The sequence below is a fragment of the Actimicrobium antarcticum genome (genome assembly GCF_039536745.1).
Classification (GTDB): Bacteria; Pseudomonadota; Gammaproteobacteria; order Burkholderiales; family Burkholderiaceae_D; genus Actimicrobium; species Actimicrobium antarcticum.
The window spans coordinates 377,615-398,502 of the sequence record NZ_BAAAZE010000008.1 but is presented as its reverse complement, the minus strand read 5'-3'; the positions used below and the strand labels follow the sequence as shown (position 1 = coordinate 398,502).

At 60.8% G+C, this 20,888-nt stretch carries 22 protein-coding genes; 8 read left to right on the top strand and 14 right to left on the bottom strand.

The features are described from left to right. Nucleotides 1-8: 8 nt before the first annotated feature. From gspK to ABD720_RS09650, 11 genes are all read right to left on the bottom strand, one after another. Nucleotides 9-1,022: a type II secretion system minor pseudopilin GspK gene (gene gspK, locus ABD720_RS09700; protein WP_344763081.1), complete on the bottom strand. Its 1,014-nt coding sequence runs from the start codon at nt 1,020-1,022 to the stop codon at nt 9-11. 8 nt (nt 1,023-1,030) lie between these two features. Then, nucleotides 1,031-1,663, bottom strand: a complete 633-nt coding sequence (locus ABD720_RS09695; protein WP_344763080.1) for a PulJ/GspJ family protein — start codon at nt 1,661-1,663, stop codon at nt 1,031-1,033. Further along, nucleotides 1,656-2,051, bottom strand: coding sequence for a type II secretion system minor pseudopilin GspI (gene gspI, locus ABD720_RS09690; RefSeq protein ID WP_425547952.1), 396 nt, complete (start codon nt 2,049-2,051; stop codon nt 1,656-1,658). Before gspI ends, ABD720_RS09695 begins: the two co-directional genes overlap by 8 nt. Beyond that, the gene (locus ABD720_RS09685; protein WP_344763078.1) at nt 2,048-2,533 is read right to left on the bottom strand and encodes a GspH/FimT family pseudopilin; all 486 of its coding nucleotides are present in this window, start codon (nt 2,531-2,533) and stop codon (nt 2,048-2,050) included. Before ABD720_RS09685 ends, gspI begins: the two co-directional genes overlap by 4 nt. A gap of 15 nt (nt 2,534-2,548) precedes the next feature. After that, nucleotides 2,549-3,016: a type II secretion system major pseudopilin GspG gene (gspG, locus tag ABD720_RS09680; RefSeq protein WP_344763077.1), complete on the bottom strand. Its 468-nt coding sequence runs from the start codon at nt 3,014-3,016 to the stop codon at nt 2,549-2,551. Between the two features lie 348 nt (nt 3,017-3,364). Next, nucleotides 3,365-3,931: a PEPxxWA-CTERM sorting domain-containing protein gene (locus tag ABD720_RS09675; protein ID WP_344763076.1), complete on the bottom strand. Its 567-nt coding sequence runs from the start codon at nt 3,929-3,931 to the stop codon at nt 3,365-3,367. Nucleotides 3,932-4,063: 132 nt separating this feature from the next. Then, nucleotides 4,064-5,071, bottom strand: a complete 1,008-nt coding sequence (locus tag ABD720_RS09670) for an NAD(P)H-dependent glycerol-3-phosphate dehydrogenase (RefSeq protein WP_344763075.1) — start codon at nt 5,069-5,071, stop codon at nt 4,064-4,066. 36 nt (nt 5,072-5,107) lie between these two features. After that, nucleotides 5,108-5,557, bottom strand: coding sequence for an SH3 domain-containing protein (locus ABD720_RS09665; protein ID WP_344763074.1), 450 nt, complete (start codon nt 5,555-5,557; stop codon nt 5,108-5,110). 99 nt (nt 5,558-5,656) lie between these two features. Beyond that, on the bottom strand, nt 5,657-6,145 hold the full coding sequence (secB, locus tag ABD720_RS09660) for a protein-export chaperone SecB (RefSeq protein WP_344763073.1): 489 nt from the start codon (nt 6,143-6,145) through the stop codon (nt 5,657-5,659). Between the two features lie 80 nt (nt 6,146-6,225). Then, entirely contained in the window at nt 6,226-6,489 is a 264-nt protein-coding gene (gene grxC / locus ABD720_RS09655) for a glutaredoxin 3 (RefSeq protein WP_344763072.1), read from the bottom strand. A gap of 13 nt (nt 6,490-6,502) precedes the next feature. Continuing rightward, nucleotides 6,503-6,904 carry a rhodanese-like domain-containing protein gene (locus ABD720_RS09650; RefSeq protein WP_344763666.1) on the bottom strand — a complete coding sequence of 134 codons (402 nt, stop codon included), beginning with the start codon at nt 6,902-6,904 and terminating at the stop codon, nt 6,503-6,505. A gap of 157 nt (nt 6,905-7,061) precedes the next feature. Here ABD720_RS09650 and gpmA point away from each other — a divergent pair, with 157 nt between their 5' ends. The 8 genes from gpmA to ABD720_RS09610 all read left to right on the top strand — a co-directional run bounded on the left by gpmA (nt 7,062) and on the right by ABD720_RS09610 (nt 17,083). Continuing rightward, nucleotides 7,062-7,808: a 2,3-diphosphoglycerate-dependent phosphoglycerate mutase gene (gene gpmA, locus ABD720_RS09645; RefSeq protein WP_344763071.1), complete on the top strand. Its 747-nt coding sequence runs from the start codon at nt 7,062-7,064 to the stop codon at nt 7,806-7,808. Between the two features lie 86 nt (nt 7,809-7,894). Further along, nucleotides 7,895-9,211: a murein hydrolase activator EnvC family protein gene (locus ABD720_RS09640; RefSeq protein WP_344763070.1), complete on the top strand. Its 1,317-nt coding sequence runs from the start codon at nt 7,895-7,897 to the stop codon at nt 9,209-9,211. 3 nt (nt 9,212-9,214) lie between these two features. Beyond that, complete coding sequence (locus ABD720_RS09635; RefSeq protein ID WP_344763069.1) at nt 9,215-10,696, top strand: S41 family peptidase; 1,482 nt, start codon at nt 9,215-9,217, stop codon at nt 10,694-10,696. Between the two features lie 114 nt (nt 10,697-10,810). After that, nucleotides 10,811-11,560, top strand: coding sequence for a HesA/MoeB/ThiF family protein (locus tag ABD720_RS09630; protein ID WP_344763068.1), 750 nt, complete (start codon nt 10,811-10,813; stop codon nt 11,558-11,560). A 92-nt stretch (nt 11,561-11,652) separates the two neighbouring features. Further along, nucleotides 11,653-14,376 carry a M16 family metallopeptidase gene (locus ABD720_RS09625; protein ID WP_344763067.1) on the top strand — a complete coding sequence of 908 codons (2,724 nt, stop codon included), beginning with the start codon at nt 11,653-11,655 and terminating at the stop codon, nt 14,374-14,376. A 138-nt stretch (nt 14,377-14,514) separates the two neighbouring features. Next, nucleotides 14,515-15,081 (top strand): Spy/CpxP family protein refolding chaperone, encoded by a 567-nt coding sequence (locus ABD720_RS09620; RefSeq protein WP_344763066.1) that lies wholly within the window; start codon nt 14,515-14,517, stop codon nt 15,079-15,081. 30 nt (nt 15,082-15,111) lie between these two features. Then, complete coding sequence (locus ABD720_RS09615; protein WP_344763065.1) at nt 15,112-15,816, top strand: response regulator; 705 nt, start codon at nt 15,112-15,114, stop codon at nt 15,814-15,816. After that, the gene (locus ABD720_RS09610; protein WP_344763064.1) at nt 15,809-17,083 is read left to right on the top strand and encodes a HAMP domain-containing sensor histidine kinase; all 1,275 of its coding nucleotides are present in this window, start codon (nt 15,809-15,811) and stop codon (nt 17,081-17,083) included. The genes ABD720_RS09615 and ABD720_RS09610 overlap by 8 nt, the downstream gene beginning before the upstream one ends. A gap of 90 nt (nt 17,084-17,173) precedes the next feature. Here ABD720_RS09610 and ABD720_RS09605 read toward each other — a convergent pair whose 3' ends face one another. The 3 genes from ABD720_RS09605 to ABD720_RS09595 are packed head-to-tail and all read right to left on the bottom strand — an operon-like array spanning nt 17,174 to nt 20,723. Beyond that, the gene (locus tag ABD720_RS09605) at nt 17,174-17,932 is read right to left on the bottom strand and encodes an ABC transporter ATP-binding protein (protein WP_344763063.1); all 759 of its coding nucleotides are present in this window, start codon (nt 17,930-17,932) and stop codon (nt 17,174-17,176) included. After that, on the bottom strand, nt 17,932-19,683 hold the full coding sequence (locus ABD720_RS09600) for a branched-chain amino acid ABC transporter ATP-binding protein/permease (protein WP_344763062.1): 1,752 nt from the start codon (nt 19,681-19,683) through the stop codon (nt 17,932-17,934). The genes ABD720_RS09605 and ABD720_RS09600 overlap by 1 nt, the downstream gene beginning before the upstream one ends. Further along, entirely contained in the window at nt 19,680-20,723 is a 1,044-nt protein-coding gene (locus ABD720_RS09595; protein WP_344763061.1) for a branched-chain amino acid ABC transporter permease, read from the bottom strand. Before ABD720_RS09595 ends, ABD720_RS09600 begins: the two co-directional genes overlap by 4 nt. Nucleotides 20,724-20,888 lie beyond the last annotated feature (165 nt).

Here is a 20,888-nt window from a genome sequence, read left to right as displayed (position 1 = left end):
TTCGCTAGTTAGGTTTCTCTGGTCCAGACTACTTTGACCACCGGTCCGCGGCGCTCGACCAGTGACTGGATTTCCAGTACCGCATTATTCAGCTTCACTTTGCCATTGACAAGGAAGTAGTCGGTTTTCACGTCAAGAGGGACTACTGTGGGAGGTTTGGTGGCATCGTTGACAGGCAACCGGCTATTGAAATCGGCCGCATCCTTGAAATAGGCACGCTCACGCCCTGCCACGAGCGTCGTTGCATCCGACAGCGACAGCCCGGATATCACTGCCGATAGCACTTCGGCCGAGGCGGTATTGACATTGATACTGGTAGTAGCTTCCGGCAAGACGATCACGAAGTTCTTGATCTTCTGCAGCACTTCTTCGGTAAATCCGGGCACGGCGAGCAAATCGTCGAATTGGGTCAGCTTCATCATGCGCGGACCTGATTGTGGCGTTGGCGCGGCCGTTGTCGTCGGGGGTGGCGGCGTGGCGGGCGGCGGCGAACCCGTTGGCGGCGGCGCGACCGGCGTGGTCGGCTGGCGCGCGGCAAGCAGGTAGGTGACCGTCGCCGTGGTCAGCGAGGTGGCCGCCGGAATCCCCAGATTGGTCAGCAATTTTGCAAACGCCGTCACGTCAGCCTGGCTGGCGGTACCTCCGCGCAGCATGCCATTGACATTGAAACGCCCCTGCGCATCGAGGATATAGCCGGACAAGGTTGCGCTGCTGGCATCGGCGTCCTGCTTGCCGTTTTCCACGAACTCGTCCAGACGCACTTCCTCCAGCGGAATGGCCCATGGATCGCCCAGATAATCGACCTGGTTGGTATCCGACCGCAGGATCAGGCGCGACCAGTCCAGAGCGCCGCGCAGGATCCATTGCTTCTGCAATTGGGTGCGCTGGTTTTCAATCGAGCGCACCTGCACTTGCTGCTGCCAGAACAGGCTGGCAACGATCGTGACGGCCAGTGTCGTGAGCAGCAAGGCGGTAATCACGGCCACGCCACGTTGGCGGCGCGGCCATCGCACGCGATGCATGGTCGCTCTCATACGGCCCCCAACAAGAAGGATTTCACCAGTAGCGCCTGCTGTTCGTGTAACTGCAACGTCACTTTCAGCCCCCTCTGGACTGGCGCAGGTGCGCCAGTCGACGTCGCTGGTGCAACCACACTCCAGCCGGTGCCGTCCCATGCCATCACGGTCATGGCATCGACACCGGTCTTGAGCGTGACGCTGCTGCTATTGGTATTGGCCATTTCTGCCTGCCAGAATTGATCGAGCTGGTCGAGATTGCGGGTCGCCGCCGACTCACTGCGCACCAGTGCGCCCTGCCTGAGCCGATACGAAACGACCTGCAGGCGCGTCGGCTGACTTTCTGCATATACCTTGCGAACAATCAAAAGTCGCCCTTGATCGGAGAGCAGATTGGCGCGATCGCCCAGCACGCTGGCATCGGCTATCAGTCCGCAATCGCTCTGCATCTGCGCAAACGCCAGTTGCATGCCGCGAGTCTGTTCGAGATCGGAGGTCAGCGCAACGCGTGCGCGCACGATGCTGTCGAGTCCACGCCAGCCCAGTACGGCGATCACTCCGAGTATGGTGATGGCCACCAGCAGCTCGACCAGTGTGAAGCCGCGTCGGGAACCGGAATGGCGGCGGCGGACGCTGCGCTTAGACACTGACCAGCTGATTCAATTTGATGATGCGCCGGTTCGGCGCACGGACATCGAAGACACTGACTTCGACACGGCGAAAATTGACGTTGGGCGTCGTCAGCACTTCCTGCTCGCAAACCAGTTGCATCTCGGCTTGCGGACATTCGAACGAGGTTTTTCCCAGCGGCGGATAACTGCGCGCCAGTCGGATTTCGGTCAGGCGATTTTCGGCCGACCAGGTCGCCATCATCGAGGCCCGCAAATCGTTGCTGTTCTGGGTCAGGCTACCGACCGCGCGCAGGCTCGCGCCCAGCGCGGTACCGACGATGACCAGTGCCACCAGTACTTCCAGCAGGGTAAAGCCGGCCGACCGGGCGGGAACGGGAGAGAAGCCTCTGTGCATGTTGTTCATTCGACGACAAAGTGGCCAATGCCATCGGCGCGGATATCGACCCGTGCGTCATCGGTTGCCAGCGTCAGCACGAAGGGCTTGTCGACCGGCTCGCGACCGAAGACGATGCGCAATGGTCCGCTGCCCGGCCCCGGCGGCGGATCGAGTAACAGCGTCAGCGGTGCGCGCTGGAAACCGCGTTCGCGCAGCAGGTCGTCCTTTTCGATGGCGTTCCAGACGCTATTGGTGCGCACCAGAAATCGGTACCGCTCCGCGTCCGCTTCGAACGCGACCGGCGTATTGCGCACGATGGCTTCGTCACGCGCCAGTTGCAGCAGTAACGCGATGCGACGGGCATCGTTTTCCAGCACCTGGCGTCCACTGGGCATGGCATTGAACGACACCACGCCCAGCATCACGCCAGCGATCACCATGACCACCAGTAGCTCCAGCAGCGTAAAACCGCGCTGCCGGTGGCCGATCAACGTATCGAAGCGACGCATCTGTATCAGCCCTGGCTACAGGTCCCAGGAACCGATATCGGCATCATTGCCCGTGCCGCCACTCTGGCCATCGGCGCCAAACGAGAAGACGTCGACCTCGCCCTTGATACCGGGAGACAGGTATTGGTACGGATTACCCCAGGGGTCTTTTGGCAGCTTGTCGATGTAACCGCCGGATTTCCAGCCGCGCGCCTCCGGGCCGGTAGTCGGCTTGGCAACCAGGGATGCAAGCCCCTGCTCGGTAGTGGGGTAGCGTTGATTGTCGAGTTTGTAGAGTTTCAGTGCCTGCATCACGGTGGCAATGTCCTGCCGTGCGGCAGTGACGCGAGCGTCGTCGGTGCGACCCATCAGCTTGGGCACCACCAAAGCGGCGAGGATGCCCATGATGACGACGACAACCATGATTTCAATCAGCGTGAAACCACGCGCGGCAGCGGAACGGATCGGTCGGAAGCAGTTTCTTGCAGATAAAGCAGTGTGCATAGGAGTCATCTGGTGAAATTGAGGAATTCATGCCGAGTATAAGGGAAGCGCACACGGTATGCGTCAAAAGCGACGGCCTTTGCCAGGCTGTCGCAACCAGGGCGCTGCGATTTGCAGACTCGGCGCGGAAAAAGTTCGGAAAGCGCCACGCAGTTTGTGTCGCAGTGCAAGCGCCAGACTACCAGCCGGACAGGGGCGTCTCGCTCACCTCGTTGTTACAAAAAGTGGGTACGCATGCCGAAGCTGCACTCATGTAATCCGCTGGGGGCATTTGCGCATTGTTGACACGGGCGAAAAAAAACCCCGATCACCGTCGAGGTTCTTTTTGCTCTGCCGCGCTGGCGACATTCAACCCTGCTGACGGCGGCGCATCGCGTAACCGATCAGGCCCAGACCGAGCAACATCATCGCGTAGGTCTGTGGTTCCGGTACGGCACTGACCGACATGGAGACGTTATCGAAGTGCACGAAACTATCATTGCTTTCGGCACCCAGACTAAAACTCGTCAAGCCGCCCAGGCCTTGTACGCGCACCGATTGCGGCGTGAACAGGCCCAGATCGAAATTGCTCAGGTCAAAAACGGCCACATTATTCAATGTCACCAGTGCGTGATTTGTTGCTACCGGGTTTAATAGTGCGCCACGCAGGGTGAAATTGAGATCGTAGTAGGTACCCAGCGTCGTGTTGATCGACTGCGTCAGAAAACTCGTTTCACCGATCGTGCCGCCCGAGTAAAAGTGATTGGAACCGGTGTCGTTTGACTCTATAGACACAAAATCCTGATTTGCCAGGCTCACTGCAGACTTCGACCAACCGGTGAAGCCACTTTCAAAATCGCCGTTCGTGACGAGATTTTGTGCTTGCGCGACCAGGCAGGTAAGTGCCAGTGCGAACCCGAAAAATAATTTTTTCATGGAAACTTTTCCTTAACAATAAAACATGCAATGAGCATACCGTGCATTTGCAAAAATGAAAGCGACAGACCGCACATTGCAGAAAATTTTACGTAAGTTCACTTTTGACAAGAAAAAGTTGCCGCAGAGACTCTAGATGCCTTCGCTGCGCGCGTCGCGGGAGAGCAATCGCGTCACCATCTCGTCCGGCAGCATGTCGTCGAACAACACGCCCGCCACTGCCTCGCTGATAGGCATTTCGACTCCCAGCGTTGCTGCCAGCCTGATGACGACCCGGGCGCAGCGTACGCCTTCGGCGACGTGACCGAGCTCGTGCACGATCGTATCGAGTTTTTTCCCGTGGGCGAGGCCGAGGCCGACCTGCCTATTCCGGGACAGATCACCAGTGCAGGTCAGGATCAGGTCGCCCATGCCGGCCAGTCCCATGAAGGTTTCGGTGCGACCGCCCAGCGCCACACCAAGCCGGGTGATTTCTGCCAAGCCCCGGGTGATCAGCGCCGCGCGGGCATTGAGTCCCAGACCGAGGCCGTCGATGACGCCGGTGGCAATCGCCAGGATATTTTTGACGGCACCGCCGACCTCGACGCCGATCACATCATCGGTGGCATAGACCCGAAGTCGCCGGCCGTGCATTGCCTGGACAGTCGCTTCGCGCAGCACTGCGCTATCCGATGCGACTACCAGTGCCCCCGGCAAACCGCGCGCCACTTCCAGCGCAAACGAGGGGCCGGACAAGGCGCCGATCGCCACGTCATCGCCGAGCACCTCGCGGATGATCTGGTGCGGCAACAAGCCAGTTCCTTCTTCAAAACCTTTGCATAGCCAGACGATATTGGGAATCGAACGCCCGACCAGTTGCTGCGCAATCGGGCGCAAGCCGGCCACCGAGGAGGCCACCACCAGCAGCGCACGGGCATCCGTACGCGGCGCGCAATGGGCGATGGCAGCGTCGAGGTCAGCGCTCAACAGCAGAGCGTCGGGCAACACGATCCCCGGCAAGTAAGCGCTGTTGACGCGTGCAGCCGCCATGTCACGCATCGCGTCGACGTTACGCCCCCACAACATCACCGAATGATGGTCTGCGACGGCGACCGCCAGCGCGGTACCCCAGGCACCGGCGCCGAGAATGGCAATGTTCATGGTGTGCTCAGCGGATCAGGAAGGTACGGAAAAGCGTCATTCGCCCCATACCTCACCTACCTTGATAAAGCCGGCCTGGCCATCGCGATGACGCACTTTGACCCAGCCAGCAGCAGCAGGCTCCGCCAGCTCAAGAAGCACGCCTTTTTCAGCAGTAAACACGGTGCCGGCAGCCTCGTCGGCAGCAGAGCGCACGCGCGCGCCGGCAGTTTTTACCAGCACATGACGTTTCGGCGTCAATGACTTCGACTCAACCCACGACAGGTCGCCGCCAGCATCGCGGACCTTGGTCCATTCACCGTAAGTCAGGATCACTTCAACCGGCATGTTGCGCGGCGCGACGAACACCTTTTTGCCACGGGCAGAGGGCGCGTCGTAGAGCACCGCAGGAGCGGCGCCGATGGATTTGTAATCGAGGGCCTGGGCGCTACCGATGGCCGACAGAGACAGCACTGCGACGACGCAGTGCAGACGATCGAATTTCATTCTGCAACTCCTGGCGATAACGCGAAGACGGCACAGTAACAGCGCCCCGACATCCCGAAGACATGCCGGGGTGCGCCGGGGTGCACATCCCTGCGTGAATCAATGCGTGACAGCGGCGCCGTCAGGCATGGCCAGATTGGCAGCATTCTGCTGGTCGGCAATGGCTTGCAAACGCTGCTGGTAGAACACTTCGAAATTGATTTCGGCCAGATGCACGGGCGGGAAACCGGCGCGGGTGATGGCATCAGCGATGTTGGCACGCAGGTACGGATACACGATGTTCGGGCAGCCGATACCAAGCAGCGGATCGAGCTGTTCCTGCGGAATATTGCGCGCTTCAAAAATGCCTGCCTGCTTGCCTTCGACCAGAAACGCTACCTTGTCACCAATTTTGGCGGTGACCGTGATGGTCACGGTTGATTCGAAGATGCCATCGGCGAGTGGCTCGGCGCCGACATCGACGGCAACTTCCATCGTCGGGGCTTCCTGCTCCAGGAAAATTGCCGGGGAATTCGGTTGCTCCAGGGACAGGTCTTTGAGGTAGACGCGCTGGATCTGGAATACGGGTTGCAGGATTTCGTCAGCCATGAAGTACTTTCAGTAAAAGTATGGGAAAGACAGCGACCGGAGGGAACAACACACCGACGCCGTCGCACAGGTTAAAAAAGTCAGGCGCCCTGCAGCAATGCATCGAGCTTGCCGAGACGCTCCAGAGCGTTCAGGTCATCGAAACCGCCGACATGGGTATCACCGATGTAAATCTGCGGCACCGTGCGCCGACCGGTTTTCTGCATCATCGCATCACGCTGTTGCGGATCGAGGTCGATGCGGATTTTTTCGATGTCGTCGACACCTTTGGATTTCAACAGCCGTTCGGCCATCGTGCAATACGGGCAAACACCCGAGCTATACATCAGAACGTGCGCAGTCATAGTCGTCTCCAGGTTACTTTACGGTTGGCAAACCCTGAGTCTGCCATGCCGCCATACCACCACTCAGACTGTGTACGTCGTTGAAGCCGGCCTTCTTCAGGATTGCCGTGGCCTTGGATGACTTGACCCCGGTCGGGTCGACCACAACGACAGTCTTCGGTTTGAACTTCTCGATCTCGACGAGCCGGGTTGCCAGATCCTTGAGCGGAATGTTCTTCGCATCCCGCGCATGGCCCTTGGCAAATTCGGCCGCATCACTGACATCGAGAAGCAGCGTTTTTCCCTGGTTGATCAGTTGGGTGGCTTGCAGCACCGAGACCTTGGCGCCGCTGCGCTGAAGCAAGGGAACCAGTAACGAGCCACCGGAAATAACCACCAGCAGAATAAGGAAAATGTTATCGATCAAGAATTTCACAAGGGTCCAATGGTTTAAAACAATCGCAGCATTATAAAATAGAAGCCGCATGACGATTCCGAATCGTTGCAGCACCCCGCCAATTTCGCTTACATCTACGTATCCATTCACGTATTCATTCACTTAATTTACTGACGCAATCACCTGCTCACCATCCATGTACAAAATCGTATTGATGCGCCACGGCGAATCCACCTGGAACCTCGACAACCGCTTTACCGGGTGGACCGATGTCGACCTGACCGAAAAAGGCTGCGCCGAAGCCGCACAAGCCGGCAAGTTGCTGCGTGAAGCCGGCTTTACCTTCGACCTGGCCTATACATCGGTACTCAAACGCGCGATCCGCACGCTCTGGTTGACACTCGACGAGATGGATCTGATGTGGATCCCGATCCAACACGACTGGCGTCTGAACGAGCGTCATTACGGCGCACTGCAAGGCATGAACAAAGCCGAAACAGCAGCGCAATACGGTGACGAGCAAGTGCTGGTCTGGCGCCGCAGCTACGACACGCCGCCGAACCCGCTGAGTGCAGATGACCCGCGCGCATCGTATCAGGATCCGCGCTATGCAGGGCTGGCGCGTCAGCAGATTCCATTGACCGAATGTCTGAAAGACACCGTCGAGCGCGTGATGCCGGCTTGGGATGACACGATTGCACCGGCCATCCGGGCCGGCAAGCAGATCCTGATTTCGGCGCATGGCAACAGCCTGCGCGCGCTAATCAAGTCGCTCGATGGCATTAGCGACAGTGACATCGTCGGCCTGAATGTACCGAACGGCCAGCCACTGGTGTATGAACTCGACGCCGACCTGAAGCCGATCCGTAGTTACTACCTCGGCGACGCCGCCGCGATCGCCGCGGCACAACAGGCCGTTGCAAGCCAGGGCAAATCGCGCTGAAACACCTGTCGATCCGGCTCTGGCGCGCGCTGCTGGCGGCGACCCTGATTGTTGGCGTTGGCCTCGGTCCCGCCAGCGCGGCGAAAGTGAGCGAACGCAGCAAGCAAAAGGAAGCCGCCGAAGCCGAGCGGGCAGCGCTGCAGCGTCGTCTCGGCGCGCTGCAGGGCAGCATCACCGAAACCGCCGCGGCGACCGACAAGGCGACCGAAGCGCTGGGCAAATCGGCACTGGCCATCTCGCAGGCGAACCGTGCGCTGCATGAACTCGATGCCGAGCAGGCGCAGACCGAACGCAAGCGGGCACAACTGTCGGAGCAGCAAACCAGGCTGACCGGCCTGGTCACGCAGCAGCAAACCCAGCTCTCCAGATTACTGCGCGAGCAATACGTCGCCGGCAACGAAGATCGCATGAAGTTGCTGTTGTCGGGCGATAACCCGAACCGCATCAACCGCGACTTGCAATACTTCGGCTATGTCTCGCAAGCTCAGGCAAAACTGATCGGTGCCTTGCGCGACAACCTGCAAGCCATCGAACACAACAAGGCCGACGCCGACGAAGCGAGTGCCGCACTGGCAGAAATCGCCGCCGAAGCGCGCGAACAACGTACTGCCCTCGAAAACGAAAAGGCAGGCCGCGCCAGATTACTGGCATCGCTCTCCAGCAAGCTGGCCACCCAGCGCAAGCAGGTCGGCGACCTGCAACGCGACGACCAGCGCCTGAGCGGACTGGTCGGCAAGCTCGAACAATTGATCGAAGAACAACGCGTGGCCGAGGCCGCAGCGGCAGAACAGCGCCGCCAGAAGCAACTCGCCGACGCCAGCGCCGAACTGGCACGCAAAAAAGCCTTGCAGGAAAAAAAGCGTACCGCCAGCGGCGCTGTCAAACCTGCACCGAAGGCGCGTGGCAGCAACCCGGACGCCATCGATGACGACGAACCACCCAAAAAACTTGCCCTGCGCAATGAACTCAATCCGGAAACGGGAGTCGAAAGTGGCGCGTCCGGCAGTGGACTGAGTTCACTGCGTGGCCAGCTGCGCCTTCCGGTAAAGGGCGACATCGTGACGCGCTTTGGCGCCGCACGCGCCGACGGACCAAGCTCGAAAGGCTTGTTCATCCGTGCCTCCGAAGGCGCGGAAATCCGTGCCGTGGCCCAGGGGCGGGTCGTCTTTGCCGACTGGCTGCGCGGTTTCGGCAATCTGATCATCGTCGACCACGGCGCCCAGTATCTGACTATTTATGGCAACAATCAGTCGGTCCTGAAACGGGCCGGCGATGTGGTGAAAAGTGGTGACACGATTGCGACAGCAGGCAACAGCGGCGGCAATGAACAATCAGGCTTATACTTTGAAATGCGGCATCAAGGCCGTGCGTTCGACCCACTAGGATGGGTAACTACCAGGTGAAACATGAGCATTAAACTCAAGAATATCGGCTTGATCGGATTGGGCGTGATCGCCGGCATCGCAGGCTCGATGCAGTTCGACGCCATGGCGCAAAAAAATGTCGGCGCGCCGCTACCGATCGACGAGTTACGCCAGCTGGCGGATGTCTTTGGCCTGATCAAATCGGATTATGTCGAAAGCGTCGAAGACAAGAAACTGCTGACTGAAGCGATTTCCGGCATGGTCGCATCGCTCGATCCGCATTCTGCCTATCTGGACAAGAAAGCCTTCAAGGAATTGCGTGAAGGTACTCAGGGCAAGTTTGTCGGACTCGGCATCGAAGTCGGCATCGAAGACGGTTTCGTCAAGGTCATCTCACCCATCGAAGATTCACCGGCCTACCGCGCCGGCCTGAAAGCAGGCGATCTGATCACCCGGCTCGACAGCACACCGACCAAAGGTCTGACGCTCGACGAAGCCGTCAAAAAAATGCGTGGCGAACCGAACAGCAAGATCACGCTGACGATTGCCCGCAAGGATGAAGACAAACCGATCATCGTCACCATCATTCGTCAGGAAATCCGCGTCCAGAGCGTGAAGTCGAAAATTGTCGAACCCGGTTACGCCTGGGTGCGCGTGGCGCAATTCCAGGAACCGACGGTCGACGACATGGCCAAAAAAATTACCGCACTCTATGCACAGGACCCCAACATAAAGGGCCTGGTGCTCGACCTGCGCAACGATCCGGGTGGCGTGCTGCCGGGAGCGATTGGCGTCTCGGCGGCGTTCCTGCCGAAGGACGCAGTGATCGTTTCGACCAATGGCCAGCTGGCTGATTCCAAACAGACCTTCTATGCCCGTCGCGAATTCTATGGCGCGCGTGGCATCGGCGATCCGCTGGCAAAGCTGCCGGAGGCGCTCAAAAAAGTACCGATGGTGGTGTTGATCAACGCCGGCTCGGCATCGGCATCCGAGATCGTCGCTGGCGCGCTGCAGGACTACAAGCGCGCCACGATCATGGGTACGCAAAGTTTTGGCAAAGGCTCGGTCCAGACCATCCGCCAGCTGTCGGCCGACACCGCCGTGAAGCTGACCACGGCACGGTATTACACACCAAACGGTCGCTCGATCCAGGCCAAGGGTATCGTGCCGGACATGATGGTGGATGAATACGCCGATGGCGATGGGTTGAACAGTTTCCGTCTGCATGAATCGGACCTGCAAAAGCACCTGACCAACGACAAGGAAAAAGCCGCTGTCGAAGCCGCCAAACCGGCCTTCGATGAAGTCGAAGAAGCGCGTCGCATCGCTGCCGCCGAAAAGAAACGCAAGCCGCTGGAATTTGGCAGCAAGGAAGACTTCCAGCTGGCGCAAGCCCTGAACCAGCTCAAGGGCTTGCCGGTGCAGTTGTCGAAAGTCAAACCGGAAGTGCGCAAGGAGTCCGACAGCATCGACAGCAAGAAGGATGATAAAAAAGAAGAGAAAAAAGACAGCACCAAGAAATAACGGTTGCTGCGAAACACGAGGCCGCAGCGATGCGGCCTTTTTCTTTGCGGGATCAACTCTGACAAGATTAACCCTCACATTGAGCGCGGACTTCAGGCGCGACCCAACCGACCGATGAACGACAACCAGCTGCTGCGCTACTCCCGTCACATCCTGCTCGATGAAATCGATATCACCGGCCAGGAAAAAATCGCTGCCGCGCATGCGCTGGTGATTGGCGCGGGCGGACTCGGTTCGCCGGCGGCGCTCTATCTGGCCTCGGCCGGTACCGGCAAGATCACGCTGGCCGATCACGACACCGTCGACCTGACCAATCTGCAGCGGCAAATTCTGCACACCACCGAACGCATCGGACTATCCAAGGTGAGCTCGGGCAAACAGACGCTGGCCGCAATCAATCCGGACATCGAGATCGTCGCACTCGACGAACGGCTCGATGACACGCGGTTGCATGCGCTGATGCAGACTGCCACCGTGGTGCTCGACTGCACCGACAACTTCGCCACCCGCCATGCCATCAACCGCGCCTGCGTCGCGCACGGGGTACCGCTGGTGTCGGGCGCGGCGATTCGCTTCGATGGCCAGATCAGCGTGTTCGATCCGCGCGACGCCGCCTCGCCCTGTTACGCCTGCCTGTTCCCACCCGACCAGTCCTTCGAGGAAATCCGCTGCGCGACGATGGGCGTGTTTGCGCCGCTGGTAGGCATCATCGGCAGCATGCAGGCTGCCGAGGCACTGAAACTGATGATGGGTATCGGTACCTCGCTGGCAGGCAAGCTGCAGATGCTGGACGCGCTGTCGATGGAATGGACCACCATCAAGATCCGGCGTGACGCTGCATGCCACGTCTGCGGCGCACACTGAAGTCGATTACAGTATGGCCACCGTACTCATGCCACTTCTCCGGCGTAATCACCACGCAATCACCACCGATTCATCACACTGAGGCAATCATCATGCTGCAACGCTGGCACCGATTCACTGGCGCGCTTTTCCTGCTGACGCTGTTGTCGCAAGGCGCGCTTGCACAGGCTCTACCGAACGGCGTGACGCGCGTCACGAGCATCGAAGGCATCACCGAATACCGCCTGAAAAACGGCTTGAAAGTACTGCTGTTTCCCGATGTCACCAAGCCGACGATTACCGTCAACGTGACCTATCTGGTCGGCTCGCGGCATGAGAATTACGGCGAAACCGGGATGGCACATCTACTCGAACACATGATGTTCAAGGGCGCGCCCAAGAACCCGAGCGTGGTCCGGCAATTCAACCAGCGCGGCATGCAAATGAACGGCACCACCTCGCTCGATCGCACCAACTACTACGAATTTTTTCAGGCCAGCGACGACAACCTGAAATGGGCGCTGGAGATGGAAGCCGACCGCATGGTGCATTCGTTCGTCGCCAAAAAAGACCTCGATTCCGAAATGACCGTGGTCCGCAACGAATTCGAAAGCGGCGAGAATTCGCCTTTCGGCGTGCTACTCAAACGCATGCAAAGTATCGCGTTCGACTGGCACAATTATGGTAATTCCACCATCGGCAATCGCAGTGATATCGAGAACGTCAAGATCGAGAATCTGCAGGCGTTCTATCGCACTTACTACCAGCCCGACAATGCCGTGCTGCTGGTGGCCGGCAAGTTCGATCCGGCCACGACCCTGAACTGGATCAGCAAATCCTTCGGCGCGATTCCGAAACCCAGCCGCACGCTGCCGGTGTTCTGGACCGTCGAACCGACTCAGGACGGCGAGCGCAACTACGCGGTGCGTCGCAAAGGCGATATCCAGATTGTCGGCGTCGGCTACAAAATACCCGCGTCGCTGCATCCCGACAGCGATGCGCTGTCCTTCGCGGCCGACATCCTGACCGATACACCGAACGGCCGTTTGCACAAATTGCTGGTCGACACCGGCAAGGCCTCGCAGGTCTTCAATACCTCCGTCAATGGCGTGGCGCCCGGGCTGCAGATCCTCGGTGCGGTGGTCAAACTGGGCGACCCGATCGAGCCGGTACGCGATGCGCTGACCGCGGCGATCGAAGACTTCCGCAACCATCCACCGACCGAGGAAGAGATGGCCCGGGTCAAGCGCGACAATGCCAATCAGATCGAAAAAATGCTCAATGACCATCAGAAAGTCGGCGTCGGTCTGTCCGAAGCGATTGCGCTGGGCGACTGGCGTTTGCTGTTCCAGAGTCGCGACCAGCTGGCCAAAGTCACCAGCGCCGACGTCGCTGCAGCAGCCGGCCGTTACTTCAAGCGTGACAACCGCACCACCGGCCTGTTCATCCCGGAAGACGCGCCGCAACGCGCCGAGATCCCGACCGCGCCTACGCCGGACAAGGTCATGCAGGGCTATGTGGCGAAAGCCGACAGCGCTGCCGGCGAGGCATTCGAGCCGAGCCAGGACAACATCGGCAAGCGCACCACGCTGTCGCAACTTGGCGGCATCAAGCTGGCCCTGCTGCCGAAAAAAACCCGTGGCGCGACGGTTGCGACGTCGATCAACCTGCATTGGGGCGATGAACAAACCCTGTTCGGTCAGCAAACCGTGGCCAGCATGACCAGCAACATGCTCTTGCGCGGCACCAGCAAATACAGCCGCGAACAATTGGCCGACGAATTCGACAAACTCAAATTCAGCGGCAACCTGTTCAATTTCCAGACCACGCGCGAGAACCTGCCGGCCGTCCTCAAACTGGTGGCGCATGTGCTGAAGGAACCGAGCTTTCCGGCCAACGAGTTCGCGCAATTGCGCAGCCAGAGCCTGGTCGGCATCGATGCCCGCCGCAACGAACCGCAAGTGCTGGCAGCGCAAGTCGTGCAGCAGCATTTCAACCAGTATCCGAAAGGCGACTGGCGCGCATTCCAGAGCACCGACGACCAAATCGCCGCGCTCAAGGCGCTCACGCTGGAGCAGGTCAAGGCGTATCACAAGAAGTTCTATGGCATCTCGCAAGCCGAAATCTCGGTCGTGGGCGATTTCGATGCACCGGAGATCAGCAAAGTCATCAGCGACGAATTCGGCAACTGGCCGAGTGGCGCACCCTACACGCGCCTGACGCAGCGCAATTTCGCGGTCACGCCGCTGCGCCAAAATGTCGATTCGCCGGACAAGGAAAACGGCTTTTACAGCGCGCGCATGAATCTCGATCTGCGCGATGACGATGCCGATTATCCGGCGCTGGCGGTGGCCGATTATCTGTTCGGTGGTGGCGCCGGACTCAATTCGCGCCTGATGGAGCGGCTGCGTCAAAAAGAAGGCTTGTCGTATGGCGGCGGCTCGTCGCTGAGTGCCGGTTCGATCGATCGGGTCGGCAGTTTCAGCATCAGCGCGATCGCTGCGCCGCAGAATCTGGCCAAGGTCGACGCCGCCGTGCGGGATGAACTGGCGCGCGTGATCAAGCAAGGTTTCACGGACGCCGAAATCGCCCGCGCCAAATCGGGCCTGATGCAGCAGCGCGTGCAAACCCGCGCGCAGGACGGCAGCGTCGCGGCCGGCTGGACCACGTACATGTACCTGGGTCGTACCTACGAATGGAGCAAGCAATTCGAAGCGAAAATCGCCGCGCTCACCACCGCACAGGTCAGCGCAGCTTTCCGCAAGGCGATCGATCCGGCGCAACTGACGATCGTGACCGCGGGCGACCAGGCCAAGATCAAGGCGGCAGCAAAGTAATCGCCCTGAAAAAGCGGCCAGGCTGGCCGCTTTACATAACTTTACCTTGCGCACACGCCGGCGCTACATCGGCTGGCTACAGTGTGTTCATGCAAACCGAATACGTGTTTGCACTCACCACACTGGAAGGAATCCATCATGACCAAGCTTCACAACGCCACCTCCCTCGGCCGTCGCTGGACTATCGCCGCCACCATCGCCACAACGGCAATGGTAATCGGTGCCGCGTCCTGGGCCGGCATCAGCCAGGCCAGCGAAGGTCCCGGACAAGACCACGGCCGCAGCGGCCACCACCGCATGCATGGCGACATGACGCCGGAGATGTCGGCCAAGCGCATCGACAAGATGGTCGAGCGCATGCTGTCGGACGGCACGCCGGAACAAAAAGCCAAGGTCAGCGCGATTGCCAAGGCAGCCGCCAGCGACCTGATGCCATTGCGCAAGCAAGGTCGTGAAGCCCATCAGCAAGGCATGAAATTACTGAGTCAGCCAACCATCGATCGCGCTGCGCTGGAAAAAGTCCGCAGCACCGAAGTCCAGCTCGATGACCAGCGCTCGAAACGCATGACGACGGCACTGGCCGATATCTCGGAGGTGCTGACACCGGCACAGCGCGTGCGGATCGCCGCGCATTTCGCCAGCCATCAAGCCCGGATGGGCATGGGCGGCATGGATCACAAACGCCCGATGGGCGACAAGCAGTAATGGCCACCCGCTGCACCGGAGCAGCCTGAGATGGCGCAGCGGCTTCTGATGATCGACGACGACCACCGCCTCGGGGCGATGGTCGTTACCTATTTGCAGCAGAACGGTTACGCCGTCGAGCACGTCGAAACCGCGCTGGAGGGCATGGCCAGATTACGTGATGACCCTGATTTTTCTGCGGTACTGCTCGACCTGATGCTGCCGGATGCCGACGGCCTCGACGTCTGCCGCCAAATCCGCAACCAGCCTGCGCCAGTGGGCACCCTGCCGATCCTGATGCTGACCGCCAAGGGCGATCCGATGGATCGCGTGGTCGGCCTCGAACTGGGCGCTGACGACTATTTACCGAAACCGTTCGAGCCGCGTGAACTGCTGGCACGCCTGCGCGCCATCCTGCGCCGGCCACCGCTGGCGTCGAGCGCCAACGTGCTGCAATTCGGCCGTCTCGCCATCGATCTGGATGCCCGCACCGTGCGGCGCGATGGCCAGGATTGCGTGCTGACCGCCTACCAGTTCGACTTGCTGGCAGCACTGGCCACCCGGGCTGGCCGGGTACTGTCGCGCGAGCAATTGATGGATGCCGTCACCGGCGCTCCGCTCGATGCGTTCGACCGCTCCATCGATGTCCATATCGGCCGCTTGCGACAGGCCATCGAGGATGATCCGAAGCTGCCCAGACGTATCCTGACCGTGCGCGGCAGCGGTTACCTGTTTGCACGGGCGCAGGATGTTTAGCTTTACCCGCCATCTGTATGTGCGGATTTACCTGGCGCTGCTGCTGGCGCTGGGCGTGACCGCGCTGCTGTTTGCCGCCGCCTGGCATCTGAGTCCCGAGAACGCCCGTACCGGCGCCAACCTGGACGCCTTCGCCGAAATCGCCGCCGAAGCCCTGCCGCCCGCCACCGCCAGCGCTGCCGAACAACAGGAAGGCCTGATCCGCTGGCGCCCGCGCATGCGGGCCGATCTGGCGCTGTATTCGGCCGCCGGGATCAAACTGGCGGAAGTCGGCCGGCCGTTGCCTGCGCTCGATCCGGCCCAAAGCACCAGCGGCTGGCTGGGTGGGCGGCCGCCGGTATTTGCCCTGCAGCTGCCGGACGGACGCTGGCTGGTCGGCGCCCGCAAGCACCAGCCACGGCCCGGGCACATCCCGATGCCGGGCCTGCTGGCCGCACTGGCACTGATTGCCCTCGCCGTGGGGATCGCCGCATTGCCGATCGTGCGCCGCCTGACCCGCCGTCTGGAGCGCCTGCAACTGAGCGTCGACGCGCTCGGTGCGGGCGAGTTATCAACCCGTGTTGCGGTGGAAGGCAATGATGAAGTGGCGCGTCTGGCCAGCAGTTTCAATCGCTCGGCGGCCCACATCGAAACGCTGGTCCTGGCCCAGCGCAGCCTGCTGGCGCATGCGTCACATGAATTGCGTTCGCCGCTGGCACGACTACGGATGGCGGTGGAATTGCTGCCCGCCGATGCTGCCCCGGCGCTGCGCAGCGAGATGACGCACAACATCACCGAACTCGACCAGCTGATCGGCGAAATCCTGCTGGCCAGCCGGCTCGACACCACCACCGACAATGCCACCCAGTTTCGGGCGGTGGACCTGACGGCGCTGGTGGCCGACGAATCCGCCCGCGCCGGCGCGCAGCTGGCCAGCACCAACATCACGCTGCCGGGCGACCCGACCCTGCTGCGCCGGATGGTCCGCAACCTGATCGAAAATGCCGTGCGCCATGGCGGCGGCAGCCCGGTCGATGTCACCTTGCGCCACATCGATCGGCGCATCCATCTGAGTGTTTGCGATCGCGGCTCCGGCGTTCCCGAGTCCGAACGCGACAAGATTTTTGCACCCTTCTACCGCTTGCCGGGCGGGCGCGAACGCGATGGGGGCGTCGGTCTGGGTCTGGCGCTGGTGCGGCAGATTGCGCAGCGCCATGGTGGCGATGTGGTCTGCCTGCCGCGTGCAGGCGGAGGTAGTTGCTTTACGGTGACGCTGCCACCGGCCTGACTAGCAAGCGCATCGCGCGCAACGACGGCACCGCATCGGTCGCGCCTGACAATCAGGGAGCGACGAATGCTGACTGCCACCTGGCCAGAATCAGCCGTGCTTTTTCGCCAGCCCCAGATACGTCTCGACCACCTTCGGATCATGCGCCAGTTCGGCGGCCGGCCCCTGCAACACGATCTCGCCAGTCTCCAGCACATAGGCATGATCGGCCACCTGCAGCGCCGCACGCGCATTCTGCTCGACCAGCAAAATAGCCACGCCGGTCTGCTTCAGGCGCACGATGATGTGGAAGATTTCCTTGACGATCAGCGGCGCCAGGCCAAGGCTGGGTTCGTCCAGCATCAGCAATTGCGGCTTGGCCATCAGCGCCCGGCCCAGCGCCAGCATCTGCCGTTCGCCGCCGGACAGCGTACCGGCTTCCTGCCGGCGTCGTTCCCGCAGGCGCGGGAACAGGTCGAACACCACCGGCATCTGGTCGGCATGGTTTTTTTCACCGGCACGGTAACGCCGGTAACTTCCCAATAACAAGTTGTCCTCGACGCTCATGGTGGCGAACAGTTCGCGCTTTTCGGGCACCAGACACATGCCGCGTGCGACGCGCGCTTCGATCGCCACACCGTGCAAATCCTCGCCCAGAAAACACACCTGGCCGTGCTGGTTGCCACCGCCCGGCAAGGCACCGGCCAGCGCATTGAGCAAGGTCGATTTGCCGGCACCGTTGGGCCCGATCACGGTCACGATCTGGCCCGCATCGACACGCAGGGTAGCGCCGTGCAGCGCCTCGACCTTGCCGTAACCGGCATGCAATCCGGCCACGTCCAATACCGCAGTACTTGTCGGCTCGCGCATCAGTCTATCCCTCCCAGATACGCTTCCAGCACGGCCGGATTGTTTTGTACTTCCGACGGCAAACCCTCGGCGATACGGGTACCGAACTCCATCACCACCAGCCGGTCGGTCAGGTTCATCACAAAATCCATGTCATGTTCGACCAGCAAAATGCTGAGTCCTTCGGCTTTCAGTGTGCGCAGCAGATCGGCCAGCGCAAGTTTTTCCTGATAACGCAAACCAGCTGCGGGTTCATCGAGCAACAGCAGCGTCGGATCGCAGCACAGCGCGCGCGCGATTTCGAGGATGCGCTGCTGACCCAGCGCCAGGCTGCCGGCCTCTTCCTGCGCCAGATGCGCCAGGCCGACGCGGTCGAGCTGGCGGGCCGCATCGAACAGCAAGCGCTGTTCTTCCTTGCGATCGGTGCGCAGAATGCTGGCGGCCACGCCGGCGCTGCCGCGCAGATGCGCGCCGATCGCGACGTTTTCCAGCACCGACATGGTCGGCAGCAAACGCACATGCTGGAAGGTGCGACCAATACCGCGCCGCACGATCTCGCGCGACGGCAACGTGTCGATGCGTTCGCCCTGGAACAGGATTTGTCCGGACGTCAGCGGCAAGACACCCGTGACGAGATTGAACATGGTCGATTTACCGGCACCGTTGGGACCGATCAGACCAAGGATTTCGCCAGCGTGCACCACAAATTCCATGTCGTTGACCGCCACCAGCCCGCCGAACTCCTTGCGTGCCAGCCGGACTTGCAGGGCCACCGAACCCACTGCCGGACGGTCACGTCGTGGCAGTGCCGCGGCGGTGGCCGGTGCCTGCACCCCGACCTGCTGCGGCAACCAGCCACGCAGCACCGGCCACAAGCCGGTACGCGCACGCTGCAACAGCAGCACCATCATCAGGCCGAACACGATCATCTCGAAATTACCATTGCTGCCCAGCAGTTTCGGCAAAAGCGATTGCAGCTGATCTTTCAGGATGGTCAGCAAGGCCGATCCGAGCAGTGCGCCCCAGACATAACCGGCGCCGCCCACCACGGCCATGAACAGGTATTCGATACCAGCGTTCAGGCCGAATGGCGTCGGGTTCACTGCACGCTGCATGTGCGCGTACAGCCAGCCCGAGATGCACGCCAGCAGCGCCGCAATCACGAAACAGACGATCTTCATCCACGTCGTATTCACGCCCATCGCCTCGGCCATCAGACCGCTGCCATTCAGAGCGCGGATCGCACGACCGGAGCGCGAGTTCAACAGGTTCTGCAACGCGACCACGGCGACGATGACAACCGCCCAGATCAGATAAAACATCGCCCGTCCCGACTGCAACGTCAGCCCGAAAAAATCGACCGGCGGTATGCCATTGAGTCCATCGTACTTGCCCAGAAATTCCAGGTTCCCGAACAGGAAGAACAGCGACAACCCCCACGCGATCGTGCCCAGCGGCAGGTAATGTCCGGACAGCCGCATCGTGATCGCGCCCAGCGCAAAGGCCGCTGCGGCGGTGATGGCCAGTCCGGCCAGCAAACCGATCCATGGCGACCAGCCAAAATGCGTCGTCAGATACGCGGTGGCATAGGCGCCCAGCCCGACGAAGGCGGCCTGGCCGAACGAGGTCATGCCGCCCACGCCGGTCAGCAGCACCAGCCCGAGTGCGACGATGGCGTACAGGCCGATGTAATTGCCCAGCGTGATCCAGAATTCCGGCGTCGGCAGGATCGGCAACAGCGCGAGCAGAACAACAAACAGGAGGCGGATCATTGCTCGCCCTCGTCCACATGCTTGCTGCGCAGCGAGCGCCACAGCAGTACCGGAATGATCAGCGTGAAGACGATCACCTCCTTGAACGCGCTGGCCCAGAACGACGAATACGCTTCCAGCAATCCCACCAGCACCGCGCCTGCTGCGGCAATCGGATAACTGCCCAGCCCGCCGATGATGGCGCCGACGAAGCCCTTCAGCCCGATCAGAAAACCACTGTCGTAATACACCGTCGTCAACGGCGCGATCAGCACGCCGCACAGTGCACCCAGCCCGGCCGCCAGCGTGAACGCCAGCCGCCCGGCCTGCGTGGTACCGATGCCGACCAGTTGTGCCCCGAGCCGGTTGACGGCGGTGGCGCGCAAGGCCTTGCCGGATAGCGTGCGTTCAAAATACAGATACAGCGCACCGATCAGGACCGCCGACACCACCAGAATGACCATGCTCTGACCGCTCATCTGCACCGCGCCGAACTCGACGCGCGCCTCCGAGAACGGCGTGGTGCGCGACCCCTCCGCGCCGAACATCACCAGCCCGGCGCCGAGCAGTGCAAAGTGCACGCTGACCGAGACGATCAGCAGCACCAGCGTACTGGCCTCGGCCAGCGGCTGGAATGCCAGCCGGTAAATCATCGGCCCCATCGGAATTACCAATGCCAGCGTCAGCGCGACTTGCAGCGCCATCGGCAAGCGGGCATTGCCGCACCAGCGCGTGAGGCCGTACAGCGCGAGTGGCAGCACGATGAATTTCACGAACGCCATCGGCAAGCTGCGACGTCGCTCGGGCGACTTGAACGACGCCGTCAGCTCCTGCACGAAGACTGCCACGCCGAGTCCGGCCAGCAGCGTCGCCGAATGCGGAAACTTGTCCGACTGCAGCGCCGCCAGGGTCAATGCGCCGTACGCCACGAACTCGCCTTGCGGAATGAAGATGACGCGGGTAACTGAAAACACCAGCACCAGCGCCAGCGCCAGCAACGCGTAAATTGCGCCGCTGGTAATGCCATCCTGCGCCAGGATGGCGGCGATTGATAAATCCATGGGTACCTGTTTTCCTTCAATTGAATTCTGTGTATCAGTACCGTACTTGCAACCCGCTATTGCCAGCTTTGCTGGCTTTTACCAGCTGGCGGAAACCACAGCATGGGCTTTGCTTTTACCAGCCTTCGCAAACCACATGAGCAGCAACCAGGGTCAGAGTTTTTT